Source organism: Paenibacillus xylanexedens (assembly GCF_007680605.1).
Classification (GTDB): domain Bacteria; phylum Bacillota; class Bacilli; order Paenibacillales; family Paenibacillaceae; genus Paenibacillus; species Paenibacillus xylanexedens_B.
This window is the reverse complement of sequence record NZ_VEIO01000008.1, coordinates 21,328-48,150: the sequence shown is the minus strand read 5'-3', so window position 1 is coordinate 48,150 and position 26,823 is coordinate 21,328. Positions and strand designations below refer to the sequence as shown.

Below are 26,823 nucleotides of genomic sequence, written 5' to 3'. Positions count from 1 at the left end.
CATGTTTAAATTTAACGATGAGAAAGGGCAACTGAAATGCTCTTTTTGCGGTAAATCTCAGGAGCAAGTTCGCAAGCTGGTCGCTGGACCAGGCGTATACATCTGTGATGAATGTATTGAACTTTGCACCGAAATTGTAGAGGAAGAACTCGGTCATGATGAAGAAGTAGACCTGAAAGATATTCCGAAACCAAAAGAAATCCGTGATATTCTTGATCAATATGTTATTGGTCAGGAACAAGCGAAAAAATCATTGTCTGTAGCTGTGTACAACCACTACAAACGGATCAATACACAAAGCAAGATTGAAGACGTAGAACTGTCGAAGAGTAACATTTTGCTGTTAGGACCTACGGGTTCCGGTAAAACGTTGCTTGCCCAAACGATGGCGAAGATTCTGAACGTTCCTTTTGCTATTGCGGATGCAACTTCATTGACAGAAGCGGGATACGTGGGTGAGGATGTCGAGAACATTCTGCTTAAGCTGATCCAAGCGGCTGACTATGATGTAGAAAAAGCAGAACGCGGCATTATCTATATTGATGAAATTGATAAAGTGGCACGTAAATCGGAGAACCCGTCCATTACTCGTGACGTATCCGGTGAAGGTGTTCAGCAAGCTTTGCTGAAAATTCTTGAAGGTACAGTTGCTTCAGTTCCGCCACAAGGTGGTCGCAAGCATCCACATCAAGAGTTCATTCAAATTGATACAACCAACATCTTGTTCATCTGTGGTGGTGCTTTTGATGGCCTGGAGCAAATGATCAAACGCCGGATCGGTAAAAAAGTCATTGGCTTTAACGCCGCTACGGAGCAAAAAGATCTGAAACCGGGTGAATACCTCGGTATGGTATTGCCAGAAGACTTGCTGAAATTCGGTTTGATTCCGGAATTCGTAGGCCGTCTGCCAGTCATCTCTACGTTGGAGCCACTGGATGAAGATACGTTGGTGCGGATTCTGTCCGAACCGAAAAATGCGCTGACGAAGCAGTACCAAAAACTGCTTGAGCTGGACAATGTCAATCTGGTGTTTGAACCGGGTGCATTGCTGGCTATTGCCAAAGAAGCAATCAAGCGTAACACAGGTGCGCGTGGCCTGCGTGCAATCATTGAAGGCATCATGCTGGAAATCATGTATGAAGTACCTTCACGTGAAGACGTGACCAGCTGTGTCATTACGGAAGAAGTTGTTGAGAAAAAAGTTGTGCCTGAACTTGGCCAATCAAAGGACGATAAGCAGGAAGAGAGTGCTTAATTGACATTCTTTCAGCTGAGCTTTGAAATATAGACTTGTCAGTTCTCCACTTGGGCAGAAGGCGTATATATGGTCTTTTGTCAGAGTGGAGCTTTGACGTTGTGGGGAGAGAAATCACTCATGTATTTAAGACAGGACACCCGTCCCGTAAAAGTAGGGAACTTGACCATTGGTGGTAGTAACGAAGTTATTATTCAAAGTATGTGTACGACCAAAACAGCAGACGTTGAAGCGACAGTTGCAGAGATTTTGCGATTGGAAGAAGCCGGATGCCAAGTGGTACGTGTAACGGTGAATAATGAGGAAGCTGCGGCAGCGATTAAGGAAATCAAGAAGCGGATTCACATCCCGCTCGTGGCTGACATCCATTTTAACTACAAGCTGGCTTTGCTGGCTATCGAGAATGGCATTGATAAAGTTCGGATCAATCCAGGCAATATCGGTAAACGTGCTAAAGTCGAAGAGGTTGTCAAAGCGTGCAAGGAAAAGGGGATTCCGATTCGAATCGGGGTAAACGCGGGTTCACTAGAGAATCATCTGCTTGAAAAGTATGGCTATCCTACTGCGGATGCCATGGTCGAAAGTGCGCTGTTTCACATTGGTATTTTGGAAGAGCTGGATTTCCACGATATCATCGTCTCACTCAAAGCGTCGGACGTACCGATGGCCATTGAAGCTTATACGAAGGCAGCTCAGATTATTCCTTATCCGTTACACCTCGGTATTACCGAGGCAGGAACTCTCTTCTCAGGCACGATCAAAAGTTCCGCGGGTATGGGCGCACTGCTCTCTATGGGGATTGGTTCAACGATGCGTATCTCGCTTAGTGCCGATCCGGTAGAAGAGATTAAAGTTGCGCGCGATCTGCTCAAAACCTTTGGACTCATCTCCAATGCGGCTACACTGATCTCTTGCCCAACTTGCGGGCGTCTGGATATTGATCTCTTCTCGATCGCCAACGAAGTGGAAGAGTATATCTCCAAGCTTAAGGTGCCGATTAAAGTATCTGTACTGGGTTGTGCCGTTAATGGTCCAGGCGAAGCCAAAGAAGCGGATATTGGCATTGCCGGTGCCCGTGGAGAAGGTCTTTTATTCCGTCATGGTAAAATGATCCGTAAAGTGCCGGAAGAGATCATGGTAGAGGAATTGAAAAAAGAAATCGACAAAATCGTTGAAGCGTATGAAGAAACAGGGGTTATCCCCGGGCGTTCGCACTAATTTTTTTTGTACAAGTGTACCCAAAAAGAAATGGTTCCTATCATCCAAGCGATAGTGATACGTTTAAATAGTTGAAATGTGAAAGCCTGCCATACGTGGCGGGCTTTTTGCATGCTCATGAACAAATTCTCAAGCACAAATTCGTCTTGTTCCGTTTACGTCTCGTCGAAAAGGCTATACTACCAAGTATTAGCATGATTACAGATGAGAAGAAGGACAGAACAGGAGGATGTTGAGATATGGGTGAGTTTGGCATGGTATTCATGTTGATACAGTTATTTTTTGGCGTGGTGATCGGGTTATACTTCTGGAACTTGCTTCGAGGCCAGAAAACGAACCGAACTGCGGTTGAGCGTGAATCACGGAAAGAGTTGGAGAAGCTGCGCAAGCTGCGTTCGATATCACTGACGAAGCCGCTGGCGGAGAAGACGCGTCCAGCGACCATTAACGATATTGTTGGGCAAAAAGACGGACTGCGCGCGCTGAAGGCTGCCTTATGTAGTGCCAATCCGCAACATGTGATCATATATGGCCCGCCGGGAGTAGGGAAAACGGCTGCCGCAAGGGTTGTGCTGGAAGAGGCGAAGAAAAACCCGACCTCTCCCTTCAAAGCCGATGCTAAATTTACGGAGCTGGATGCCACAACGGCTCGTTTTGATGAGCGAGGTATTGCGGATCCATTGATTGGTTCCGTTCATGATCCGATCTATCAGGGAGCGGGAGCTATGGGCGTGGCGGGTATCCCTCAACCGAAACCGGGGGCGGTGACCAAGGCGCATGGCGGTATGCTTTTTATCGATGAAATTGGAGAATTACATTCCATTCAGATGAATAAGCTGCTCAAAGTGCTGGAGGACCGCAAGGTCTTTTTGGAAAGTGCGTACTATAACTCGGAAGACACGCATACTCCTGCTTATATCCACGATATTTTCCAGAATGGGCTGCCTGCCGATTTTCGTCTGGTTGGAGCGACGACACGTTCCCCGCATGAGCTCCCTCCTGCCTTACGTTCACGGTGTATGGAGGTCTATTTCCGTCCATTGTTACCGGAGGAGATTGGAAAGATTGCGGAAGATGCGGTACAGAAAATCGGGTTCAGTCCATGCCCGGATGCCGTTGATGTGGTCAAGCGATATGCGACGAATGGGCGTGAAGCAGTCAATATCATTCAACTAGCCGCTGGACTTGCACTCACTGAAAAGCGTGAGACGCTTCAGGCTTCTGATGTCGAGTGGGTTGCCGGGAGCAGTCAGATCCAGCCAAGGCCGGATCGTAAGGTTCCTTCACAGCCGCAGGTCGGGTTTGTCAATGGGCTCGCTGTTTACGGACCGAATATGGGTACCATTTTGGAGATTGAGGTGTCAGCGGTTCCTGCACTGAAAGACCAGGGCCGCATCAACATCACAGGTGTCGTGGATGAGGAAGAGATTGGAGGCGGTTCCCGTACACTTCGGCGGAAAAGTATGGCTAAAGGTTCGGTTGAAAATGTGTTAACCGTCTTGAAAGCGATGGGCATCCGCACGAGTGATTATGATTTACATGTGAATTTTCCGGGAGGCACGCCGATTGATGGTCCATCGGCCGGAATTGCCATGGCTACAGCAATCGCTTCAGCCATTCAAGGACGCCCTGTAGACCACGAGATTGCCATGACGGGCGAGATTAGTATCCATGGCCGGGTTAAACCGATTGGCGGAGTGCTGGCGAAGGTGGAGGCGGCTTTCCAGGCTGGGGCGAAGACGGTCATTATACCGGCGGAGAATTGGCAGTCCATTTTTGATAATCTGGAGGGCTTGCGGGTGATCCCTGTAGATACGGTTCAGGATGTATTCCGTGAAGTCTTTGGCTCGGAACCGGGGGCGCAACAAGTGGAACAGCAAGTAGTTGCAGAAGAGACGGCGTTACCTAAACCGGAGATCTTTCCTCCGGCATCCGCCTCTTTTTTACGGGCAGAGTCTCCTCGTCCAGGGCGAGTTACAGATTCGGGAAGCTGCTAAGCGCTTCCCTTCATTGGTTTTTTATGTGAACATTTGATAGAATAATGAATGACTACAACCTGAGAGCCATTGGAGGTGCGAAAGCGATGGGACCGAGCAAAGCGAAAGGTCGTCGTTTTCCTTTACTGCCTTTAAGAGGACTTCTCGTCTACCCGAGTATGGTGCTGCATCTCGATGTGGGCCGGGAGAAATCGGTCAAGGCTTTAGAAAAAGCGATGGTAGAAGAACATTTGATTCTCCTATGTTCCCAAGCCGAGGTAAATATTGAGGAACCTACACGAGAGGATATTTTCCGCATTGGAACCGTAGCTAAGGTAAGACAGATGTTGAAGCTGCCCAACGGAACGATCCGGGTACTTGTGGAAGGCTTGGAACGGGCTGAAATTATTGAATATACGGACAACGAAGAATATTACGAGGTGCTGGCGCTAGAACTGCCTGAGGAAGAGAACGCTCATCCCGAGACAGATGCCCTTATGCGTACCGTTCTGAACCAGTTCGAGAATTATATCAATCTGTCCAAAAAAGTAACCCCCGAGACACTGGCTGCCGTGTCAGACATTGAAGAACCGGGGCGTCTTGCGGACGTTATTACAAGCCACTTGTCTTTGAAAATCAAAGACAAACAGGAAATTCTGGAGACCATCGACGTGCGGGAACGTCTGGAGAAACTGCTGGACATCCTGAATAATGAGCGTGAAGTGCTGGAGCTTGAACGCAAGATCAGCCAGCGGGTGAAGAAACAGATGGAGAAAACCCAGAAAGAGTACTATTTGCGTGAGCAGATGAAGGCGATTCAGAAGGAACTCGGTGAAAAAGAGGGCCGTGCGGGCGAAGTGGAGGAACTTCGTAATCAGATGGAAAGTCTGGGCCTGCCGGACAAGGTGAAAGAGAAGGTCGAGAAGGAAATTGATCGACTGGAGAAAATGCCTGCAAGTTCTGCCGAGGGTGGTGTCATCCGCAACTATGTGGATTGGCTACTTGCATTACCTTGGAGCCAGGTGACGGATGATGATCTGGATATCCAAAAGGCTGAAGATGTGTTAAACGCCGACCATTACGGTCTGGAGAAGCCCAAGGAACGTGTGTTGGAGTATCTGGCCGTGCAAAAACTTGTCAAAAAACTCAAAGGTCCGATTCTTTGCCTAGTTGGTCCCCCAGGGGTAGGTAAAACCTCTCTGGCCCGTTCGATCGCAAGATCACTCGGTCGGGAATTTGTGCGTATCTCTCTCGGCGGGGTACGCGATGAAGCAGAGATTCGTGGACACCGCCGTACCTACGTAGGTGCGATGCCCGGACGTATCATTCAGGGGATGAAAACAGCAGGATCGCTTAACCCTGTATTTTTGCTGGATGAGATCGACAAAATGGCTTCCGATTTCCGCGGAGATCCTTCGTCTGCATTGCTGGAGGTGTTAGATCCGGAGCAGAACAATACGTTTAGTGATCACTTTGTGGAGTTGCCTTTTGACTTATCTAACGTTATGTTCATAACTACTGCGAACACGGTGCACAACATTCCGCGTCCATTATTGGATCGTATGGAAATGCTGAATATTCCGGGTTACACCGAGCTGGAGAAGCTGCAAATATCCAAAAACTATTTGCTACCCAAACAGAAGAAGGATCACGGTCTCGAAGAAGACCAACTGGAAGTGCCAGAGGACAGCTTGCTAAAAGTGATTCGTGAGTATACGCGTGAATCAGGTGTAAGGAATTTGGAACAACAAATGGCATCACTTTGCCGGAAGGCGGCTAAAAATATCGTATCCGGTACAGAGGGCCAGATTGTCATCTCACCGGATGATGTTAAGGACTATCTCGGTCCGGGCAAATTCCGCTACGGCATGGCGGAGCTGGAAGATCAGATTGGTACGGTGACCGGGCTGGCATGGACTGAGGTAGGTGGAGACACGCTGGTGATCGAAGTAACGGTGGTGCCGGGAACAGGCAAGCTGACGCTTACGGGTAAGCTGGGAGACGTCATGAAAGAATCGGCTCAGGCAGCTTTCAGTTATACACGTTCGAAAGCAGCGCAGCTTGGCATTGCGTCTGATTTTCATGAGAAGAACGACATTCACATCCACGTCCCGGAAGGTGCCATTCCTAAAGACGGCCCATCAGCCGGTATTACGATGGCAACGGCCTTGATCTCAGCTCTAACGAATAAACATGTGTCGAAAGACATTGCTATGACAGGTGAAATTACATTACGCGGACGGGTGTTGCCGATTGGCGGCTTGAAAGAAAAGTCACTTGCAGCCCACCGTGCGGGTTACAAAAAAATATTGTTACCTAAGGATAACGAAAGAGATCTGCGCGACATTCCGGACAGCATCAAGGAAGATGTGGAATTTGTGCCCGTAGCCCATATGGATCAGGTATTGCAGCATGCTCTAGTGGAGCAGGCGGGCATACATCTGTAATCTGCACGTATCCGCAAAGATTAAATGGAGAGTAGACCGTTCGGCGGGGGCTTCGGCGTCCGCTGGAACGGTTTTTTTCGTGATAATCTGATGTTTTTCGGGTACAAAAGTTGTTTTTTTGGGTACAGGAGAGGTTTTTTTTGATATGATAGAAGGAATGATGGCATAATACGGGATGAAAATGTGGAAATGTTATGCTTGCAAGACAGGAGTTCAAGAGAGGAAAGATGCAATTTGAAAGTCAATCAATCTGAATTTATAATTAGTGCCGTTCGGCCTGAACAATATCCAGATGACGGCCTGCCGGAGATTGCCCTGGCGGGACGCTCCAATGTGGGCAAGTCATCACTGATCAACCGTTTGATCAATCGCAAAAATCTGGCGCGTACAAGTGCTACGCCGGGTAAAACCCAGCAACTGAACTATTATAAAATCAATCAGGATCTGTATTTCGTCGATTTTCCGGGTTACGGGTATGCCAAAGTATCCAAAGAGCAACGTTTTGCCTGGGGTAAAATGATGGAAAAGTACCTGCTACAACGGGATGAATTGAAGCTTGTCATGCAGATGGTGGACATGAGACATGAGCCATCCAAGGATGACAAAATGATGAATGAATGGTTGCGCCATCATGGTCTGCCATTGGTCGTTGTGGCTACGAAGATGGACAAGATTCCCAAGACACGCAGAGCCAAGCACATTAAAGTCATCAAGGAAGCACTGGGCCTTCGATCAGGCGACTTGTTTGTGCCTTTTTCATCCGAGGAAGGTCTGGGCAAGGAAGAACTGTGGGATATTATTACCCGCCACGCCCGCGTAGACAAATATGCACCAGTTGAAGAAGAGTCCGATCACGAGACTGAACAAACTGTTCAAACAGCTGGGGATGACAATTACTAACCTATAATATTTGAAAACTCATCATGTTTCCCGCACCTAGATAGTCATGGAATGATTCCATGACTATTTGTTATAAGCAGTCTTGAACAGGTTTGCAGAAATCCCCGTTTTCTCAAATATTCACTATTCGTTCCATATAACGAATAACGGTGTACATTGGTGAGACACTACAATATATCACCATGCATATGATAATCATCATGTTGATTTCATAAACATTTCATAAAAATGGGCGAGTGATGGACTTGATGTGTGATATAATTAACTATGTCAATCTGAACTGGATAGAGATATACAGTAAGCACTTTGATTGGAAATTTATTAGGCAGGTGAACTTGCAATGCACATCGTTGTTGTTGGTTTGAATTATCGCACGGCGCCTGTAGAGGTCAGAGAACGATTCACATTTGCAGAAAAGGACTTGTCTGAAGCGCTGCAGCAGCTCAAGCTGACCAAGAGTGTATTGGAAGGTGTAATCGTAGCCACTTGTAATCGTACGGAATTGTACGTTGTGGTCGACCGTCTTCACATGTGCGGTTATTTTATTCGAACATTCATGGAGCAATGGTTTAACGTTCCACGGGAAGAATTTACGCAACACTTATATATATACGAGGATGATCAAGCCATGCGCCATCTGTTCCGGGTCATTTGCGGACTGGATTCGATGGTCATCGGAGAGACTCAGATTCTCGGCCAAGTGAAACAGGCTTTTTTCAAAGCGCAGGAAGAGAAAGCAACCGGAACTTGGTTTAACCAATTGTTTAAACAGGCAGTCACCTTGGGCAAGCGGGCACATTCGGAGACTTCCATCGGGGAGAGTGCCGTTTCTGTCAGCTATGCTGCAGTTGAACTGGGCAAGCGGATTTTTGGTATGTTCACAGACAAGAAGGTGCTTATTTTGGGTGCCGGCAAAATGAGTGAACTTACCGTAAAACATCTGTATGCCAACGGTGCATCTGAAGTTATCGTAGCCAACCGGACTCTCGCCAGAGCGGAGGAGCTAGCCAGCAAATTCCGGGGGACGCCGTGTACGATGGAGCAGGCCATCACGAGACTGGGTGAAGTAGACATCGTCATCAGCTCTACAGGAGCAGAACGTTATATTCTCGATGCAGGTGTTGTCCGGGAGAGCATGAAGCGCCGGCAAGCACGTCCGCTGTTCCTGATTGATATTGCCGTACCACGTGATATTGATCCGGCAATTGGCGAAATCTCTAACGTATTCCTCTACGATATTGATGATCTGGAAGGCATTGTGGAGAGCAATCTGGAGATGCGTAAGGTGGAAGCTGCGAAGATTGAGAGAATGATTGAGCTCGAGATGGAGGATTATTACCAGTGGCTCAAAACGCTTGGCGTTCGCCCAGTTATTCGGGCGTTGCAGGAGAAGGGCGTATCTATTCATGAAGAAACGATGGATAGTTTGTTTAACAAGCTTCCAGAGCTGGATGAGCATCAGCGTAAAGTCATTCGTCGTTTGACCAAAAGCATTGTCAACCAAATGACAACCGATCCCATCAATCGGATCAAGGAAATGGCAGGTACGAAGCAAGGTGATGAAGCGCTGCGCATGTTTACGCAGATTTTCGCGCTGGAGGATGCAGTCGAAATGGCTGCAGAAAAAGTGAATCAGAGTGATGCAACAGCTCTGGGCAAACCAGCGATTCACCTGAACGAAAACCGGCAAGACCCCGTGCCGGCTTATGTCCCGGCAGGCGTATAAGGCAGGTGGGTAGCTTGACCCTTGCTGAACAAGTCTATGAAGCTTTAATTTATATGTATGCCCTGAGCCTACTGTTCTATTTCTCGGACTGCATTCGACGCAATGCGGGGGCGAAGCGGACAGGCACAGGGTTTCTTGTTGTTGTTTGGGGCCTGCAAGTGACCCATGTTATCATGCGTATGTGGGCTGAAGGTCACTTCCCGATCTATACTACATTTGATTTTTTGTTTATTTTTTCTTTCAGTATTGTGCTGATGTCATTGATTATGACACGGGTTCAACGCTCAGAGTTTGTTATCCTGCTACTCAACATCGTTGGATTCTCGGTAACGGTTCTGAACCGGTTGTGGTTTACTGCGGGCGAAATCTCGTTGCACAACTGGCAGACGGTTCACGGTTTGTTGATTATGCACATTACACTGGCTAATCTGGGCTTTGCGGCTTTAACGGTTGCTTCGGTGTTTGCGTTGTTGTACCTGTTCTTACATCATAAGTTGAAAAACAAAAAATGGAATGATACGGTACGGCGTTTACCCAGCCTGGAGGTCATTGGAAAATATATGGATGGTGCCACATTGATTGGCACTCCGCTTCTGGGAGTATCGGTTGTGCTGGCTGTATTGTCCATCGTCGCGGAACGACGGTGGCATCTGTTGCTCGATCTGAAGGTGATTGCAACGGGTCTCGCGATTGCCATCTATGTTGGTTATTTCGTAGTCAAGAGAAGAAAGCAATTTTCGATGATGATCATGTCCAGATGGACATTGATTGGATATGCGCTTGTCATCATGAGCTTTTTATCCAATGCGTATTCAGCGTTTCATCGCTGGACGGGAGAGTGAGGATATGGAACATTACACGCCGATTTATGTAAATACTTCAGACAAATCTGTTCTCGTGATCGGTGGAGGGCGTGTTGCTGAGCGTAAAGTAAGAGGATTGTTGCAGACTGAGGCCCGAATTACGGTCATCAGCCCTATGCTTACGCCAACTCTCGAACAATTGCATCAGGAATCCCGAATCGAGTGGATAGCCCGGTCCTACCGCAATGGAGATTTGCGGGGGGCCTTTCTCGTATATGCAGCAACGGACGATCCGCAAGTTAACCATGCCGTAGTTCAAGAAGCTGAAGGTGGGGCAATACTGGTGAACGATGCGATGTCTTCCGGTAATAGCAGTTTTATTACGCCGAGTGTGGTGAGGCGAGGTCGGTTAAGCATTGCCATCTCCACTGCCGGTGCAGGACCTGCGGCGGCGGCCGAGATTCGTGCTTTGCTTGAACAACAGTTTGGAGATGAATACGAGACGTATCTTGATTTTTTATATCAGATGAGAATGGAGATCAAATCTCGCGGATTGCCTCCAGCTGTAAGAAGTACGCTACTGCGCCGCCTAACGGAAATGGACATTTTGGATACGATCCGCACGGGTCAGTTTCAGTGGTGGAGCGAAGAAAAAATCGGGAACTGGATATCCCGTAATCAGGAGGAAATGTAGATATGCGTACAATTAAAGTGGGTAGCAGACAAAGTGCCTTGGCACTAACCCAGACCGGATATGTGATTCAGGATTTACGTGATATTTGTGAGCGGGAAGGTTTAGCTTTTGACTTTGAGGTACATAAGATCGTGACAAAGGGAGATCTCATTCTGGATGTAACGTTATCCAAAGTGGGTGGTAAAGGTTTGTTTGTTAAAGAGATTGAACAGGCGATGCTGGATCGCACCATCGATATGGCTGTTCACAGCATGAAGGACATGCCTTCCGAGCTTCCCGAAGGACTGGTGAACGGTGCAGTTCCCCGACGAGCAGATTCCCGGGATGCTCTAGTTTCACGCGGAGGGCTTACGCTCGATCAACTGCCAGAGGGTGCACGGGTTGGAACAAGCAGTCTGCGCAGATCCAGTCAGTTGAAGGCGTACCGACCTGATCTTCAGCTGGAATCGATTCGCGGCAATATCGACTCACGTTTGCGAAAGCTTGAAACCGAGGGACTGGACGCTATCATTTTGGCTGCAGCAGGTTTGTATCGAATGGGCTGGCAGGATCGGATTACGGAGTATCTGTCTGAGGAAGCCTGCCTTCCGGCTGTGGGCCAAGGAGCTCTAGGCATTGAGTGCCGTGAGAATGATGAAGAATTGTTACATCTGCTCACTCTCTATAACGATCCTGCAACCGCTGCGCCAGTCATGGCAGAGCGTCGGTTCCTGAGCGTGTTAAACGGTGGGTGTCAGGTACCGATTGGTGCACATGCGGTGTGGGTGCCGGAAGATGATTCCCTGAACCGTGAAAACAAGTTACAATTAACGGGAATGGTTGGGATGCCGGATGGCAGACTGATTTTGAAGGAAACATTGAGCGGTAAAGATCCGGTTCGCCTGGGAGAAGAAGTGGCTTGGAGATTAATTGATCGCGGGGCTGAACAGATACTGGCAGAAGTTAGGGGATGAAGGCATGGCGGGGAAAGTCTTTTTGGTAGGTGCGGGTCCTGGGGATGCAAGGCTGATTACGGTAAAAGGTTGGGAGAGCATAGGCAAAGCTGACGCCGTGGTTTATGATCGACTCGCGAGTCCACGATTGTTGAAACTGATGAAACCCGGTGCGGTTAAAATTTATGTGGGGAAACGACCGGATCGACATACGATGAAACAGGAAGAGATTAACCAGCTGCTCGTGGATCTGGCGCTTGAAGGCAAAGTGGTTGTACGTTTGAAAGGTGGAGATCCGACCATATTCGGACGGGTAGGGGAAGAAGCGGAGTTGTTGCATAAAAACGGCATTCCGTTTGAGATCGTACCTGGAGTAACCGCTGCAATCAGCGTGCCGGCTTACGCAGGTATTCCGGTGACACACAGGGATTATGCTTCCTCCATCTCGATCATTACCGGACATGAAAGCCCGGACAAGCTGGATCGCAGCATTCATTGGGATAAAGTCACAAACGCTACGGGCACACTGGTGTTTATGATGGGGGTTGCCAAGATTGGCTATATTAGCGAGCAGCTCATTCGTCATGGCCGTCCGGCCAGCACACCGGTGGCGCTTGTGCGTTGGGGAACGCGGGCAGAACAGGATACCATCACGGGGACGCTGGAAGATATCGAAGCCAAAGTCATTGCGGCGAATTTTCAGCCACCAGCTGTCATCGTCGTTGGCGATGTGGTCAACCAGCGGGAGCAATTGAAATGGGCAGAGGTGCTACCGCTGTTTGGCAAACGAATTCTGGTTACCCGTGCCCGCAGTCAGGCGAGCGAACTGGTGAATCGCATTGAAGAGCTCGGTGGTGAACCCTATGAGTTCCCGGTCATTGAGACGGTTATGCCATCCAGCGAATCTTCCAAACAGAGTGTCAAAGATGCACTGCATGCGTTAAATACGTTTGATTGGGTCTTTTTCACAAGTGTCAATGGCGTGGAGTTTTTCTTCCGTCATCTGGAAAACGAAGGCAAGGACATTCGTTCGCTTCATCAGGCAAGAATTGCAGCAGTAGGGCCATCTACGGCAGAAGCATTGCGCAAGCACGGTATTGCACCTGAAGTTGTCAAAGGGCCTTTTCAAGCGGAAGGCATGCTTGAAGCGTTTGAAAGCGAGTTGAAGGCAGGACAGAACGTGCTGATTCCACATGGGGATCTCGCACGGTCGTGGTTGCCGGAGCAATTGAGAGAACGAGGGCTGCACGTTACCGAGGCGATTATCTATGACACCATTCTTGCAGGCGAGGACGATGACGAATTACTCAAACTGCTTGAAGAGGGCGGAATTCATGCGGTGACCTTCACCAGCTCATCTACTGTGAAGAACTTCATGAAGATGCTGAAACGAATGGGTGTGGAAGATCCATTGCCGTTGCTTAAGGGAGTAGAGGTTGCGTGTATTGGTCCGGTTACTGCAGAGACTGCAGAGGCTGCCGGGCTGGAGGTCACTTTGATGGCGAAGGAAGCTACAATGACTAGCCTGATCGATGTTTTATGTGAGTGGAAACGTGCGGGCAGTGTCAGTGCTGTCAACAATTAAGATGGACTAGCTTCGGCTGAATATGTGAAGCGTGCTGAATTCGAGAAGAACCAGCGCGCTTCCCTTTTTACAATATGAAATTTTAGGAGGTATAGGGTAGATGGGTTTTCCAATCGTACGACATCGCCGTTTACGTCAATCGGCAGGCATTCGCAACATGGTGAGAGAAACACACTTGACTGTAGATGATTTTATTCAACCGATCTATGTCACATATGGTGAAAACGTAAAGTCCGAGATTAAATCAATGCCGGGTGTATTTCGCTTCTCGCTTGACCGTCTGCAGGAAGAAGTCAAAGAAATTGCAGAACTTGGCATTCCGGCTGTACTACTGTTCGGCATTCCGGAAACAAAAGACAGTGTGGGTTCATCCGGTTTTGCAGAGGATGGCATTGTGCAGGAAGCAACGAGATTGATCAAATCCTGGTATCCCGAATTGCTGGTGATTGCAGACACATGTCTATGTGAGTTCACCGATCACGGCCACTGCGGCATGGTTCATACTACGGAGATTGATGGTCATATCTGCGGCGATGTTCTGAATGACGAGTCCTTGGAGTTGCTGGTGAAAACGGCAGTATCGCAAGCCAAGGCAGGCGCAGATATTATCGCACCTTCGAATATGATGGATGGATTTGTACAGGCCATTCGTGCGGGTTTGGATGAGAACGGATTTAATCATATTCCGATTATGTCTTATTCCGTCAAATACGCTTCAGCATTCTATGGCCCATTCCGTGAGGCAGCAGATTCTACACCGCAATTCGGTGACCGGAAATCCTATCAGATGGACCCGGCAAACGCGCGGGAAGCGTTGCGCGAAGCGGAGACCGATGTGCTGGAGGGGGCGGACATGCTGATGGTCAAACCATCATTATCCTACCTCGATATTATGCGCACGATTAAGGATCAGTTTGATCTTCCGCTCGTAGCTTACAATGTAAGCGGAGAGTATGCAATGGTGAAGGCTGCCGCGATTCAAGGATGGATCGATGAGAAAAAGGTGGCTATGGAAATCTTACTCAGCATGAAACGGGCTGGCGCAGATATGATTATTACGTATTACGCCAAAGATGCATCCCGTTGGCTGGCTGAAAAGTAAATCAATGACTACCAACGACTATCAATGACTACCAACGAGTAACCATATATGTTCTTTAATCTATGCCAATAAAACCTATAGACCTTGCTTTTTTTAGAGAGTGGTGCGGCAGACTATATAAGTTGAACAGATCATTTACACTGAAACGGAGAGGACAGAAAAAAACTGTAAAAGCGGAGCTGAAAGCTTTCTGAAAGAAAGCTACTTCGGAAGCATTGGCTCAGTCTTTATCACCGGATTTTCCCCTTATGAAAAATAAAATCAAAAAATCTGGGGATAACAGCGATTGAATGGTTATTCTGTCATCGGAGTGTCTGTGTAAACATCTTTAGTTCAACTTATCTAGTCATTAATTGCATCAGTCTCTCTGCAAGCGAGGTCGTTACATTAAGGAGGATGTTCATGACTGCACAACAAGGCAATCGTCGCAATGATGAGCGCTCACGTAGCGCATTTGAGGAAGCCAAGCAGTACATACCTGGAGGGGTGAACAGTCCGGTCCGGGCGTTTAAATCCGTGGGACTCACTCCGATTTATGTCGAGCGCGGTGAGGGCTCCAAGATCTATGATATTGATGGAAATGTGTTTATCGACTATGTCGGTTCATGGGGACCGCTAATTATGGGACATGCTCATCCTGAAGTTGTGGAAGCACTCCAGAAGACAGCCCTTAAAGGCACAAGCTTTGGAGCACCGACCCTGCTTGAGACAGAGATGGCAAAACTGGTTTGCGAGCGTGTGCCTTCCATCGATATTGTACGCATGGTGAATTCCGGTACGGAAGCCACGATGAGTGCCATTCGATTGGCACGCGGGGTAACGGGACGTAGTAAAATTTTGAAATTTGAAGGTTCCTACCATGGTCATGCCGACAGTTTGCTGATCAAAGCTGGATCAGGGGTAGCCACACTGGGATTGCCGGACAGTCCCGGAGTGCCCGAGGGTGTGGCTTTGAATACAATCACGGTACCTTACAATGATTTACAGTCCGTGCGTCTTGCTTTTGAACGATTTGGAGAAGAAATTGCGGCTGTAATCGTAGAGCCGGTTGCTGGTAATATGGGTGTCGTACCTCCAGTTGCCGGTTTTCTGGAAGGATTGCGTAGTGTGACTACGGAGTATGGAAGCCTGCTAATCTTTGATGAGGTGATGACGGGTTTCCGTGTAGGACTTCACTGTGCACAAGGTCGATTTGGCGTTACACCGGATTTGACATGTCTGGGTAAAGTCATCGGCGGCGGTCTTCCTGTAGGAGCATATGGCGGTCGCCGGGATCTGATGGAACAGATTGCGCCGACAGGCCCAATCTATCAGGCTGGTACACTGAGTGGTAATCCGCTCGCAATGGCTGCAGGTTATACGACGCTGAAACTTTTGACACCGGAAGTTTATGATCGTCTGGAGATGCTGTCTGCACGTTTGCAGGCTGGATTCGAGAAAAATGCAGCAGAAGCAGGTGTGGCGGTAACGATCAACCGTGTCGGTTCAATGGTATGCCCATTCTTCAGTGCTGTACCGGTAACGAATTATGATATTGCCAAAGAAAGCAATCTGGATCAGTTCCGCCGTTATTTTGCAGCGATGATTGATCAAGGAGTTAGCGTGGCGCCTTCCCCGTATGAAGGAATGTTTGTGTCCGGTGTGCATACGGAGCAGGATATCGAGGATACCATTGAGGCCAACCGTAAGGCTTTGCAATCGCTATGAGTATAAAAAGCTGGAAACGTCGCGGTCAATGGCTTGAGCTGATGCCAGGCAAGGCGGTGACTGGAAAAGAGGACAGACAAGCTGCTGCTGAACAGTGGCTCCTGTCTGAACTCAAGTTCCCGGAGAAGCTGCTGCGTCAGCTCAAGGCAACCCAGGGAGTACAGCTAGCAGGGGACCGGCTTCGGCTGGCCCTTTTTGCTGTGCAACCGCTGGGAGTGGAGCCACGCTGGGCTGATCTGGATGTACTGTATGAGGATGATTTCTGTCTCGTCGTGCACAAACCGGCCGGGATGAAGCTTCATCCGGATGGAGGCCGTGAAGAACAGGTCATTACGCTGGACCATGCGGTAGCTTCGTATTATGAGATCAATGGAACCCAGACCAGTGTACGTCACGTTCATCGTCTGGATGAAGATACGACCGGACCTGTTTTATATGCCAAAAATGCTTTTGCGCTCGCCAAACTGGATGAAGCGATGCGTCTCAAAGCGATTGATCGTCAGTACGTTGCCATCACAGATGGCCAAGTCCCCAGTGATCTCAGCAAGATTGATGCACCCATTGGTAAGGACAGACATCACAAGCAACGCAGACGTGTCTCCGAAGGAGGTCAGGATGCGATTACTCATGTGGACATCGTGCATGTATGGGAGAGGGCTACACTCGTACGTCTGAAGCTGGAAACAGGGCGTACACATCAGATTCGCGTGCACCTCAGCTATGCCGGTCACCCTCTTGTCGGTGACAAACTGTACGGGGGGCGTTCGGACATCATTGGCAGGCAGGCATTGCATGGCGAGGTGCTGAGCTTTAATCATCCTTTAACGGGAGCCTTAATCGAAGTACAAGACCCGTGGCCAGCGGATTTTGAACAATTGGCAGCGAGGGAGAGTCATAGCGTAGAAGGACAGACCTGATTTACTGGGTCTGTTTTTTGTTTTCGGCTTCCTAAGGTGCTTAAAAAGTGTTGTGACTATATAAGATGCTATTTTTTACACTTTAACGGAGAGGACAGAAAAAACCTGGAAAAGCGAAGCGCTCGCCTTTATCGCCGGATTTTTCCCTTTGGAAAAGGGAATTCAAAAAATCTGGAGATAACAGCGATTGGAAGGTTCTTCTGTCATCGGAGTGGACTGTGTAAACTCTTAGTTCAACATATACAAAACGGGCTTTTTCAACAAAGGTGGCATGCCCACCCCGGTTCAGGCATATAGATGGGTAACGAAGGATTGGACCATGGATCAGTCCCATGAGAAGGATCATGGTGAACATATGCCGAAAGGAGGACGCCACCTTTGTTGAATCAACCAAATGGTTTACGGTTCGATATTTATGAGCGCGTTCATTTGTCTGAGGGAGTGCCTGCCATTGAGGAACTGGAGGAAATTGAACTCTATCCGCGTATTCAGGTGATTGGACAGGACGACCATGCCACCTTGAGGGGGCATCTGCTACTTACAGGAACGTACCGGGGGGAGAGAGAGGATTCGGAGGAGTTAAAGCATTTTATTCCAGTCGAAATTACCGTGCCATTGAACCGGGTTAGATCCATTGATGATATTTCAATCGAGATTGAAAATTTTGATGTAGATCTGTTGTCCAGCCGAAGTCTGAATATTACAGGTGTACTGTCCCTGCGAGGTATTGAAGGTTTCCCGGTCGATGAGCCACAAGTGTGGTCAGCAGATGAATTCACGGTTGTTCATTCTCCCGAGGCTCAGCCTGACAGCAGGGAGAACGAATTGAGTCAGACAGAGCAGTCCGAGCTGTCGGAACAAGCCGGGTTGCGTAACGAAGAGCAAGAGCTGGCGAATGCGGCTGAGCTTGTTGCATATGGTTCTCCGGAATCTGCTGATTTGTCTCCAAGAAGTGAACAGCAATCAGGGTACGAAGAATTATCACAAGCTTACTGGAACCAGGCATCCGCCGAGCCACTAACATCTGATGTCGCTTCAACGGATGAATCGGATGAAAGTAGGTTGCCTGATTCAGATGAGGGAATTGTACCATCACAGGCATCACATGAAATGCATGAAGTCCCTTCTCCAATCTCGTCATTCATGGCTGAAACGGCTGACAGATTAGCTTCTTATCCTGAAGCGGAGCCATTGCTTCCGATAGAGGATGAAGCCTCGGCATGGTCTGAACCTTCGGCAACGAGTGTATCCGAAAACTCTGGATCACGGAGTTCAGAATCTTCTGAGCAGGTGCGTTCTGAAGCAGCATGGAAACCTCTTGAAGAAACCACGCCCGAGGTATGGCACTTTGAAGAAGCGCGCTCAGGTGGTTCGCAAGAAGAGCAGTTCATTCCGAATGCTTCGGCACAGCCACAGACCGAGAACTGGCAAGATGTATTTGCTGGATCTGAAACGGCTCAGCCCGAAGAAGATCGGCCTTCACTGGATGCGGCAGAGGAGGTCACGCTGTTACAGAATGAGGAGTATCTCCCTGAAGCAATTGCTGAGGCGGAAGACAAGCCAGAGCTTAAGGTTGCTTTTGGTAGCAAGAAAGAATCGTCACGAAGAGAAGAAGAAGGCGTGGGCATTTCTTCGCTGTTATCATCCGGGCGGGCTGTCCGTGAAGTTGAGGGTGAACGTAGTGAGGAGATTTCAGATGGAGTCGTTCCGGAAGAGGATCGTCAGGCAGAAGACATGGAATGGAAAAATCTGTTCCTTGGTACAATAGTGGATCAGACGCCTTTCCGCAAAGTCAAACTATGCATCGTACAGCGCGAAGAAACACTCGATGCCATTGCAGATAGGTATCAGCTTAGCACCAGAGAGCTTCAGTTATATAATCGATTGACTGAACAGGTTGTTGAAGAAGGACAGATTCTATATATTCCTTAGTTACTGGAGATTCAGGATACCGTATCCTATAAAGCAACCCGTAATTCCTCATAGGAATTGCGGGTTGTACCTGTTTTTGAACATTTTGGTCGTCTAATAGCCTCGTTCCGCTGTTGCCAGGTTGACTATCACGCAAGAGCAAGGTATGATGTGTTTAGGATTTTTTGAACAATGACGTGGATCGGGAGTAGTAGACAGTATGACCTTTCAGAGAGTGGGATCGATGCGCTGTGAGATTCCGCAGGAACCAACTGATCGAAGTCGCCCGGGAGTTGCCTGTTTGAGTACTGGAGGTGGATGTAATACATTCGTTAACCTCGGAGGTAGGATAGGCCGGTCGCAGCCGTTATCTGCTTGAAGTGTCACGCCGTCCGATTGAGAGCATGCACATTGATCTCTGTTATCAGCGTGAAACAAAGGTGGTACCGCGAAAGCTAACCTTTCGTCCTTTGATGGATGAAAGGTTTTTTTGTTTTTTTAGCGATGAAGATGACGTAACGGAGGAATGAAACATGTCTGAACAAAAAAAAGCAGTAACTGAAATGCCGACGACTTACGATCCGAAGGCGGCAGAAGATAAATGGTACTCCACCTGGACGGAGCGCGGGTATTTCCAAGCGGGTAAACGCAAGGATGCCGAGCCATATACCATTGTAATTCCACCCCCGAACGTAACGGGGATGCTTCACATCGGTCATGCACTTGACTTTACCCTGCAGGATATCCTCATTCGTACAAAACGGATGCAGGGATATGACGCACTTTGGTTGCCAGGTTCTGACCATGCAGGGATTGCGACCCAGACGAAAGTGGAACAGAAGCTGCGTGAAGAGGGATTGACGCGTTATGATCTGGGACGTGAGAAGTTTCTGGAGAAAGTCTGGGATTGGAAGGACCAGTACGCTACAACGATTCGTCAGCAATGGGGCAAAATGGGTCTGTCTCTCGACTACTCCCGTGAACGTTTTACGCTGGATGAAGGTCTGTCCAAAGCCGTTCGTAAAGTATTTGTACAGTTGTATGAAAAAGGCCTCATTTACCGTGGTAAACGTATCATCAACTGGGATCCCGTGAACCGTACAGCGCTCTCAGACATCGAGGTTGAATATAAGGAAGTTCAGGGTCATCTCTATCACCTGCGTTACCCGCTAAAAGATGGAAGTGGTCACATAACCGTGGCAACAACGCGTCCGGAAACAATGCTGGGTGACACTGCGGTTGCCGTTCATCCTAAGGATGAGCGCTATGCAGACATGATCGGTAAAACACTCGTACTGCCAATTATCGGTCGCGAGATTCCGGTCATTGCGGATGATTACGTAGACAAAGAATTCGGTAGCGGTGCAGTAAAGATTACACCTGCGCATGATCCGAATGATTTCGAAGTAGGTTTACGTCATGACTTGCCTCAAATTACCGTTATGGATGAAAGTGGAACAATGAATGCTGAAGCTGGTAAATACCAGGGGCTGGATCGTAGCGACTGCCGCAAACAGATCGTGGCGGATTTGAAAGAGCAAGGTGTCCTGATTAATATTGAAGATCATATGCATCAGGTTGGACACAGTGAGCGCACCGGAGCAGTAGTGGAGCCTTACTTGTCCACACAATGGTTCGTAGAGATGAAACCACTCGCGGAGAGAGCGATCAAAAAGCAGCAAAGCGGCGAAGGGGTTAACTTTGTTCCGGATCGTTTTGAGAAAACGTATCTGAACTGGATTGAAAACGTTCGTGATTGGTGTATTTCCCGTCAACTGTGGTGGGGACATCGTATTCCTGCCTGGTACGACGAAGAAACCGGTGAAGTGATTGTATCCGCGGAAGATCCAACAACATTGCCTGAATATGCAGGGCGCAAGTTGAAACAGGATGAGGACGTTCTGGATACGTGGTTTAGCTCTGCACTATGGCCGTTCTCTACATTGGGCTGGCCTGAAAATACAGATGATCTGAAGCGTTATTATCCAACAGATGTCCTCGTTACCGGTTATGACATCATTTATTTCTGGGTGGCACGTATGATCTTCACTGCCCTGGAATTCACGGATGAAATTCCGTTCAAGGATGTACTGATGCATGGTCTTGTACGGGACGCTGATGGACGTAAGATGTCCAAGTCTCTTGGGAACGGTGTAGACCCGCTGGATGTTATCGAGAAGTACGGTGCAGATGCGATGCGTTACATGATCTCGACCAGCAGTACTCCGGGGCAGGATTTGCGTTTCCGCTGGGAGCGGGTGGAGCAGGCTCGTAACTTCGCCAACAAAATCTGGAATGCTTCCCGCTTCGCGTTGATGAATCTGGAAGGTTTCACTTATGAAGATCGTGACATCAGTGGCGAGCTCGGAACAGCGGATTATTGGATTTTGCACCGCCTCAACGAAACTTCCCGAGATATTACGCGTCTAATCGATGCGTATGAGTTTGGGGAAACAGGGCGTGTATTGTACAACTTTATCTGGGATGATCTGTGTGACTGGTACATCGAATTTGCCAAGCTTTCATTCTACGGAGAAGATCCGGTTGCGAAAAAGAAAACACAATCGGTGCTGGCTTACGTGCTGGATCACACTATGCGCCTGATTCATCCGTTCATGCCGTACATCTCTGAAGAGATCTGGCAACATCTGCCTCATGAGGGAGAGACGATTACACTTGCTTCCTGGCCAGTATACGACCCTGCGCTGGAGAATCCGGGAGCTGTTGCGGAGATGAACTTGCTGATGGATACTATTCGTGCTGTTCGAAACATCCGTGCCGAAGTGAATGTGCCGATGAGCAAAAAGATCGAATTAATGGTCAAAGCGAACAGTGATGAAACATCTAGTATCATCGAACGCAACAGTCATTACATCAAACGCTTCTGTAACACATCCGAATTCGAAAGTGGATTGGATCTAAGTTCACCTGACAAAGCCATGACAGCGATCATCACGGGAGCGGAATTGTACTTGCCGCTCGCAGGTCTGATTGATATTGAGCAGGAAGTAGCTCGTCTGGAGAAAGAACTTCAGAACCTTGAAGGTGAAGTGCTCCGCGTGGAGAAAAAACTGGCGAATGAAGGATTCGTAGCGAAGGCTCCGGCTAAAGTTATCGAGGAAGAACGCGCCAAACAAGCGGATTATTCCGATAAACGGGATAAAGTCATCGCACGAATCAAAGAGCTCAAAGGTTAATATTAAAAAGGGTCGGATGGAACGCTTTTGGCGCCATCCGGCTGCTTTTTTCAATCTTCAATCAAACAGGGAACTGAAGGTGAATCAGATGACGGAATTAAACGGGACAGATAAAGCTACTCCTTTACAAACGTATGACGAGGCCGTGGACTGGATCAATGGCCTTATTGCTTTTGGTATCAGGCCTGGGCTTGAACGTATCGAGAACCTGATGTCACAGCTTGGCAATCCGCACCAACGGCTCAAATTCATCCATGTCGCGGGAACGAACGGTAAAGGTTCGACTTGCGCTTTTTTGACGTCGGTACTGCTCCAAGCGGGATATGACGTTGGAACGTTTACATCACCTTATATCACCAAGTTTACAAACCGTTTTCAATATAACGGTGAAGACATCCCGGAAGAGACCTTAATAAAACTGTCGAATCGCTTGCGTCCTCTCGTGACAGAGATGGCCTCAACACCGCTCGGTTCACCGACGATGTTTGAAGTATCGACGGCCTTGGCACTACTGTACTATGCGGAAGAGTGTTATCCCGATATTGTAGTATGGGAGACTGGGCTTGGGGGAAGGATGGACGTAACGAATATTGTCACTCCCGTTGTGTCCGTCATCACCAATATCGGAATGGATCATACGGATGTCCTTGGAGATACTGTTGAGCAGATTGCATGGGAAAAGGCAGGCATTATCAAGCCGGGAGTACCCGTTGTGACCTGTGCCATACAACCTGAAGCCATTAAGGTTATTCAGGAGAGAGCGAAGCAACTGCGTTCCACAGTGTATTTGGCTGGAGATCAATTTTCCTACCGAAGACTGGAAAGTGATAAGGAGGGGCAAAGCCTTCAATTTACCGGCCCATTCCGAGATCTGCATATTCACATTCGTATGCAAGGTGTGTACCAATGTGACAATGCGGCGGTTGCATTAATGTCTCTCGAATTGCTGAGACAATATATGGCATTTATGCTGGATGAAGACGATATTAAACTTGGTTTTGAGAGAGCCTTCTGGGCGGGGAGATTTGAGAAAGTCAGCGACAATCCTCTGATTGTCCTTGATGGAGCTCATAATCCCGAAGGGGCAGAATCGCTTGCCAAGAGTATTATCGACGGTTATCCCCAAAAAAAGTTAATTTTGATGATGGGTATGCTAGCGAATAAGCATCACGAAGCGTATTTGCAGCATATACTGCCACTAGTGGATACGCTGATCCTGACCGAGCCAGATTTCCGCCGTAAAATGGCTGCAACCGAATTGTTGCAGATTGTCGAACGGGTACGTCCCGACATTGCGAAGCAGGAACTGGATATCATCGTCGAGCCGAATTGGGCAAAGGCACTTGATCTATTGAAGTCACGGACGGAAGCGGAGGATCTGGGGGTGGTTTCCGGCACGCTTTATCTGATTGCGGACGTGCGGGCGGCCCTTTTGCATCAAACCGATTCTGAAAAAGGTTGGTGAAAGTTTTGTTAAACACATCGGAACATGTTCATTTTATAGGGATTGGCGGTTATGGCATGAGTGCCATCGCCCGGGTTATGCTGGAGATGGGATATACCGTTACCGGATCGGATGTCGCTTCACAGGAGTTGACAGAGAAGCTGGCAGCCAAAGGGGCGAAAATATATATTGGACATACCGCGGAGCATGTGAACGGAGCGGATCTTGTCGTTTACTCTACAGCAGCTCCTGCGGATAATGTGGAACGTGTAGCTGCGGAGCAGCTAAACATACCTATCCTACATCGCGCTCAGATGCTGGCGCGTTTGTTAAACGAGCGCAAAGGCGTGGCCGTTGCAGGTGCGCATGGCAAAACGACAACTTCTTCCATGATCGCGCTGGTTATGGAGCAATGTGAAATAGATCCTACCTATATTATAGGTGGAGAGATCATGAATTTGGGAACCAATGCCAAAGCAGGTCAAGGCGAGTGGGTTGTCGCGGAAGCGGACGAGAGCGATGGCTCTTTTTTACAGTACCATCCTTGGCTGGGCATCGTAACGAACATTGAAGCTGACCATCTAGAGAATTATAACAGTGACTTCGAGGAACTAAAGAAAGCCTATGTACAGTTTCTCAGTCAGATTCGTCCAGAGGGCACAGCCATTGTATGCGCTGATGATGAAAATGTGCAGGCTATTTTGCCGCATCTCAAGTCTCGCATTACAACTTACGGTATCGAGCAGGCTGCTGATTACACAGCTACAGATATCGTTCTCGGGGACCGCCGTATCTCGTTCACCATGAATCATCGAGGTACAGCAATGGGAACAGTGGAGTTGTCAGTACCTGGTAAGCACAACGTCTACAATGCGATGGCTACGGTTATTACCTGTCTCGAAGCAGGCATTCCGTTTGAGAAGATTACTGCGGCTATCGTGCAATTCCATGGGGCGAAGCGAAGATTTCAGGTGTTAGGTGAGGCGCGTGATATGCTGATTATTGACGATTATGCTCACCACCCTACGGAAATTGAAGCTACAATCAGTGCGGCGAAAGCGACAGGTAAACGGATTATTGCTGTATTTCAGCCGCAACGTTATACGCGGACATTTTTCTTGTTGGATGCGTTCAGCCGGGCTTTTGCCGAGGCGGATGAGGTGTTGATTACCGATATCTATTCACCTGCCGGTGAAAAGCAGATTGAAGGTGTCCACTCCGCAAGACTCGTTGAACTGATCGTACAGAACAGCAATGCATCAGCAAGATACCTGCCGACCAAAGAGGAAGTTGTGGCTGATCTTGAGCCGCGGCTACAACCAGGAGATCTTGTACTTACGATGGGTGCGGGGGACATTTGGAAAGTAGGCGATATACTCGCCAAAGGTTTGAAATAATTTTTTGATTTCAAAACGATGCATGTTGAACTTAGGGATCAAAAAATTTGGGGACAATCGCTACGATTCTGGTGAGTGCTCATCGGAGTACATGTTCCATGGTCTTTTGGATCAACGGGTACCGTACTGAAAACGTCTGTCTTCTTCATGAAGCCAGGCGTTTTTGGCTTGGGTTTTATATGATTAGAGAGTCTGAAAATTTGTGCATTTGCGTTCCGTGGAATGTTCCCCCCAATTTCAACATATAGATGAAATAAATGGGACAAAGGAGAGGGTACGGGTGAGCAATGCCAGAATGACGTTTCGCTTCGGAGATCGGGAGTCGGACAAGCTGGGGGATCAGGAGATACCAGCATCTAGTACGCTGGTCACAATGAATGGGAACTTGTCTAATAAAGCACAGACACTGGCGAATCCTGAACCAGACAAAAACAACACGACAGTATCATCGTGGACAGCAGAGGACATGCCTGTGGATTGGGGAGGAACGATTCTGGCAGATGCTACCCGATCTGAATCGAATCGTTTGAAACATCCAGATTCACTAAATTACCAGAGTTCCGATTCAGATGTAGATTTTGATTCTCGCTCAGCCTATACAAATTACACTTCAGATCGGAATGCGCAGTATGATCCCTATGAATCTGAAAGGATAGATGATCTGGATCAGGGCCATAACTGGATGGCCGAATCAGAGAACTATTCGTATAAACGAAATCGACCTCCCAGGGGATGGAAGATGATCGGGTCTGTTTCAGGAGCATTGGTAACCGGAGCACTGTTCGGTATGGTTATTTTGTCCTTTTTTAACAAGGAGAGCGTGGTAAAACCGGATGAAATGTTACCTGTGAATCAGAGCGTTTCTACTGTGTCAGGTCAGGAGGGGGTTGCTGGAACTGCAGGGCAACTTGAAGTATCATCTGCAGGTGGTACATATTATGCCCTGCAATACGGGGTATTCAGTTCCCCGGAACGGGCGGAACAAGCGAAGCTTGAACTCACTCAAACGGGCTTGGCTGCGAGTTCGGACCCTGAAGATGGAAATCGTGTATATGCCGGTATCTCAGCGGATCGTGAGGAGGCCAAGCTCCTCAGTACCAGACTAAAGTCTCAGGGAGTCGAACTGTATGTCAAAGAGATCGTTAATCCTGCGGTGGATCCTGCGATTTTTGGTAATAAGCAGGAGGACGTTGCTCTTTTTTTCAAAAACAGCTCCGCGCTTGTCGATCAGTTATCAACACTCTCGATCCAACAATTGGGTCAGTCCGTACAAGCAGCCGTTTCACCAGAGATGATGGCAGCGCTACAGACGCAACATCAAACATGGTTGACTGGCATAAAGAGCCTTGCGCCTGGAATGGCGGTAGACGTTCAACCGGTTGTGGCCAGCATGGAGAAATCCATGAACAGTGCGATAACGGCCATTACCGAGTATAATAAAAATCCGGACGCTGTTCACATGTGGGCGGTACAGTCAGATTTGATGGAGTATGTGCTCCAACAAAAAAAGTGGCTTCAGTCCATAAAGCAATAAAGCTCCCTCTCCCATAACAACGACTCAAAACTCCTATCCGGCAAGGAACTGGAAATAGTTCCCCCTGCCGGATTTGTG

The 26,823-nt window shown here is 48.3% G+C and carries 18 protein-coding genes and 1 other annotated feature; all 18 genes read left to right on the top strand.

Translation table 11 applies throughout. From position 1 onward, the window contains the following. Nucleotide 1: 1 nt before the first annotated feature. The 18 genes from clpX (at nucleotide 2) to FS818_RS23700 (ending at nucleotide 26,745) form a co-directional block, all read left to right on the top strand. Entirely contained in the window at nucleotides 2-1,255 is a 1,254-nt protein-coding gene (clpX, locus tag FS818_RS23785; protein WP_090919142.1) for an ATP-dependent protease ATP-binding subunit ClpX, read from the top strand. Between the two features lie 120 nt (nucleotides 1,256-1,375). Continuing rightward, complete coding sequence (gene ispG / locus FS818_RS23780) at nucleotides 1,376-2,473, top strand: flavodoxin-dependent (E)-4-hydroxy-3-methylbut-2-enyl-diphosphate synthase (RefSeq protein WP_123064570.1); 1,098 nt, start codon at nucleotides 1,376-1,378, stop codon at nucleotides 2,471-2,473. A gap of 239 nt (nucleotides 2,474-2,712) precedes the next feature. Continuing rightward, nucleotides 2,713-4,470 carry an ATP-dependent protease LonB gene (gene lonB, locus FS818_RS23775; protein ID WP_145335327.1) on the top strand — a complete coding sequence of 586 codons (1,758 nt, stop codon included), beginning with the start codon at nucleotides 2,713-2,715 and terminating at the stop codon, nucleotides 4,468-4,470. Nucleotides 4,471-4,556: 86 nt separating this feature from the next. Then, entirely contained in the window at nucleotides 4,557-6,896 is a 2,340-nt protein-coding gene (gene lon, locus FS818_RS23770; RefSeq protein ID WP_145335560.1) for an endopeptidase La, read from the top strand. A 234-nt stretch (nucleotides 6,897-7,130) separates the two neighbouring features. Further along, nucleotides 7,131-7,796, top strand: a complete 666-nt coding sequence (yihA, locus tag FS818_RS23765) for a ribosome biogenesis GTP-binding protein YihA/YsxC (RefSeq protein WP_222128682.1) — start codon at nucleotides 7,131-7,133, stop codon at nucleotides 7,794-7,796. Nucleotides 7,797-8,136: 340 nt separating this feature from the next. After that, on the top strand, nucleotides 8,137-9,522 hold the full coding sequence (gene hemA / locus FS818_RS23760) for a glutamyl-tRNA reductase (RefSeq protein WP_145335325.1): 1,386 nt from the start codon (nucleotides 8,137-8,139) through the stop codon (nucleotides 9,520-9,522). A gap of 14 nt (nucleotides 9,523-9,536) precedes the next feature. Further along, nucleotides 9,537-10,364, top strand: coding sequence for a cytochrome c biogenesis protein CcsA (gene ccsA, locus FS818_RS23755; protein ID WP_373323281.1), 828 nt, complete (start codon nucleotides 9,537-9,539; stop codon nucleotides 10,362-10,364). A 4-nt stretch (nucleotides 10,365-10,368) separates the two neighbouring features. Continuing rightward, nucleotides 10,369-11,019, top strand: a complete 651-nt coding sequence (locus FS818_RS23750) for a precorrin-2 dehydrogenase/sirohydrochlorin ferrochelatase family protein (RefSeq protein WP_145335556.1) — start codon at nucleotides 10,369-10,371, stop codon at nucleotides 11,017-11,019. 2 nt (nucleotides 11,020-11,021) lie between these two features. Next, entirely contained in the window at nucleotides 11,022-11,972 is a 951-nt protein-coding gene (gene hemC, locus FS818_RS23745) for a hydroxymethylbilane synthase (protein WP_145335323.1), read from the top strand. Between the two features lie 4 nt (nucleotides 11,973-11,976). Further along, nucleotides 11,977-13,536, top strand: coding sequence for a uroporphyrinogen-III C-methyltransferase (gene cobA, locus FS818_RS23740; protein ID WP_145335321.1), 1,560 nt, complete (start codon nucleotides 11,977-11,979; stop codon nucleotides 13,534-13,536). Nucleotides 13,537-13,636: 100 nt separating this feature from the next. Continuing rightward, the gene (gene hemB, locus FS818_RS23735; RefSeq protein ID WP_145335319.1) at nucleotides 13,637-14,638 is read left to right on the top strand and encodes a porphobilinogen synthase; all 1,002 of its coding nucleotides are present in this window, start codon (nucleotides 13,637-13,639) and stop codon (nucleotides 14,636-14,638) included. A 402-nt stretch (nucleotides 14,639-15,040) separates the two neighbouring features. After that, complete coding sequence (hemL, locus tag FS818_RS23730) at nucleotides 15,041-16,345, top strand: glutamate-1-semialdehyde 2,1-aminomutase (protein WP_145335318.1); 1,305 nt, start codon at nucleotides 15,041-15,043, stop codon at nucleotides 16,343-16,345. Next, complete coding sequence (locus FS818_RS23725; protein ID WP_145335316.1) at nucleotides 16,342-17,262, top strand: RluA family pseudouridine synthase; 921 nt, start codon at nucleotides 16,342-16,344, stop codon at nucleotides 17,260-17,262. Before hemL ends, FS818_RS23725 begins: the two co-directional genes overlap by 4 nt. A 378-nt stretch (nucleotides 17,263-17,640) precedes the next feature. Further along, entirely contained in the window at nucleotides 17,641-19,194 is a 1,554-nt protein-coding gene (locus tag FS818_RS23720; RefSeq protein WP_145335314.1) for a LysM peptidoglycan-binding domain-containing protein, read from the top strand. 168 nt (nucleotides 19,195-19,362) lie between these two features. Further along, nucleotides 19,363-19,647: a binding site (T-box leader), on the top strand. Between the two features lie 59 nt (nucleotides 19,648-19,706). After that, entirely contained in the window at nucleotides 19,707-22,370 is a 2,664-nt protein-coding gene (locus FS818_RS23715) for a valine--tRNA ligase (protein WP_145335312.1), read from the top strand. 88 nt (nucleotides 22,371-22,458) lie between these two features. Beyond that, entirely contained in the window at nucleotides 22,459-23,835 is a 1,377-nt protein-coding gene (locus tag FS818_RS23710; protein ID WP_145335554.1) for a bifunctional folylpolyglutamate synthase/dihydrofolate synthase, read from the top strand. Between the two features lie 56 nt (nucleotides 23,836-23,891). Then, entirely contained in the window at nucleotides 23,892-25,211 is a 1,320-nt protein-coding gene (gene murC / locus FS818_RS23705; protein WP_253499916.1) for a UDP-N-acetylmuramate--L-alanine ligase, read from the top strand. A 280-nt stretch (nucleotides 25,212-25,491) separates the two neighbouring features. Continuing rightward, a complete protein-coding gene (locus FS818_RS23700) occupies nucleotides 25,492-26,745 on the top strand; it encodes an SPOR domain-containing protein (RefSeq protein ID WP_145335308.1) in 1,254 nt (417 codons plus the stop codon). The last annotated feature ends 78 nt before the right edge of the window (nucleotides 26,746-26,823 follow it).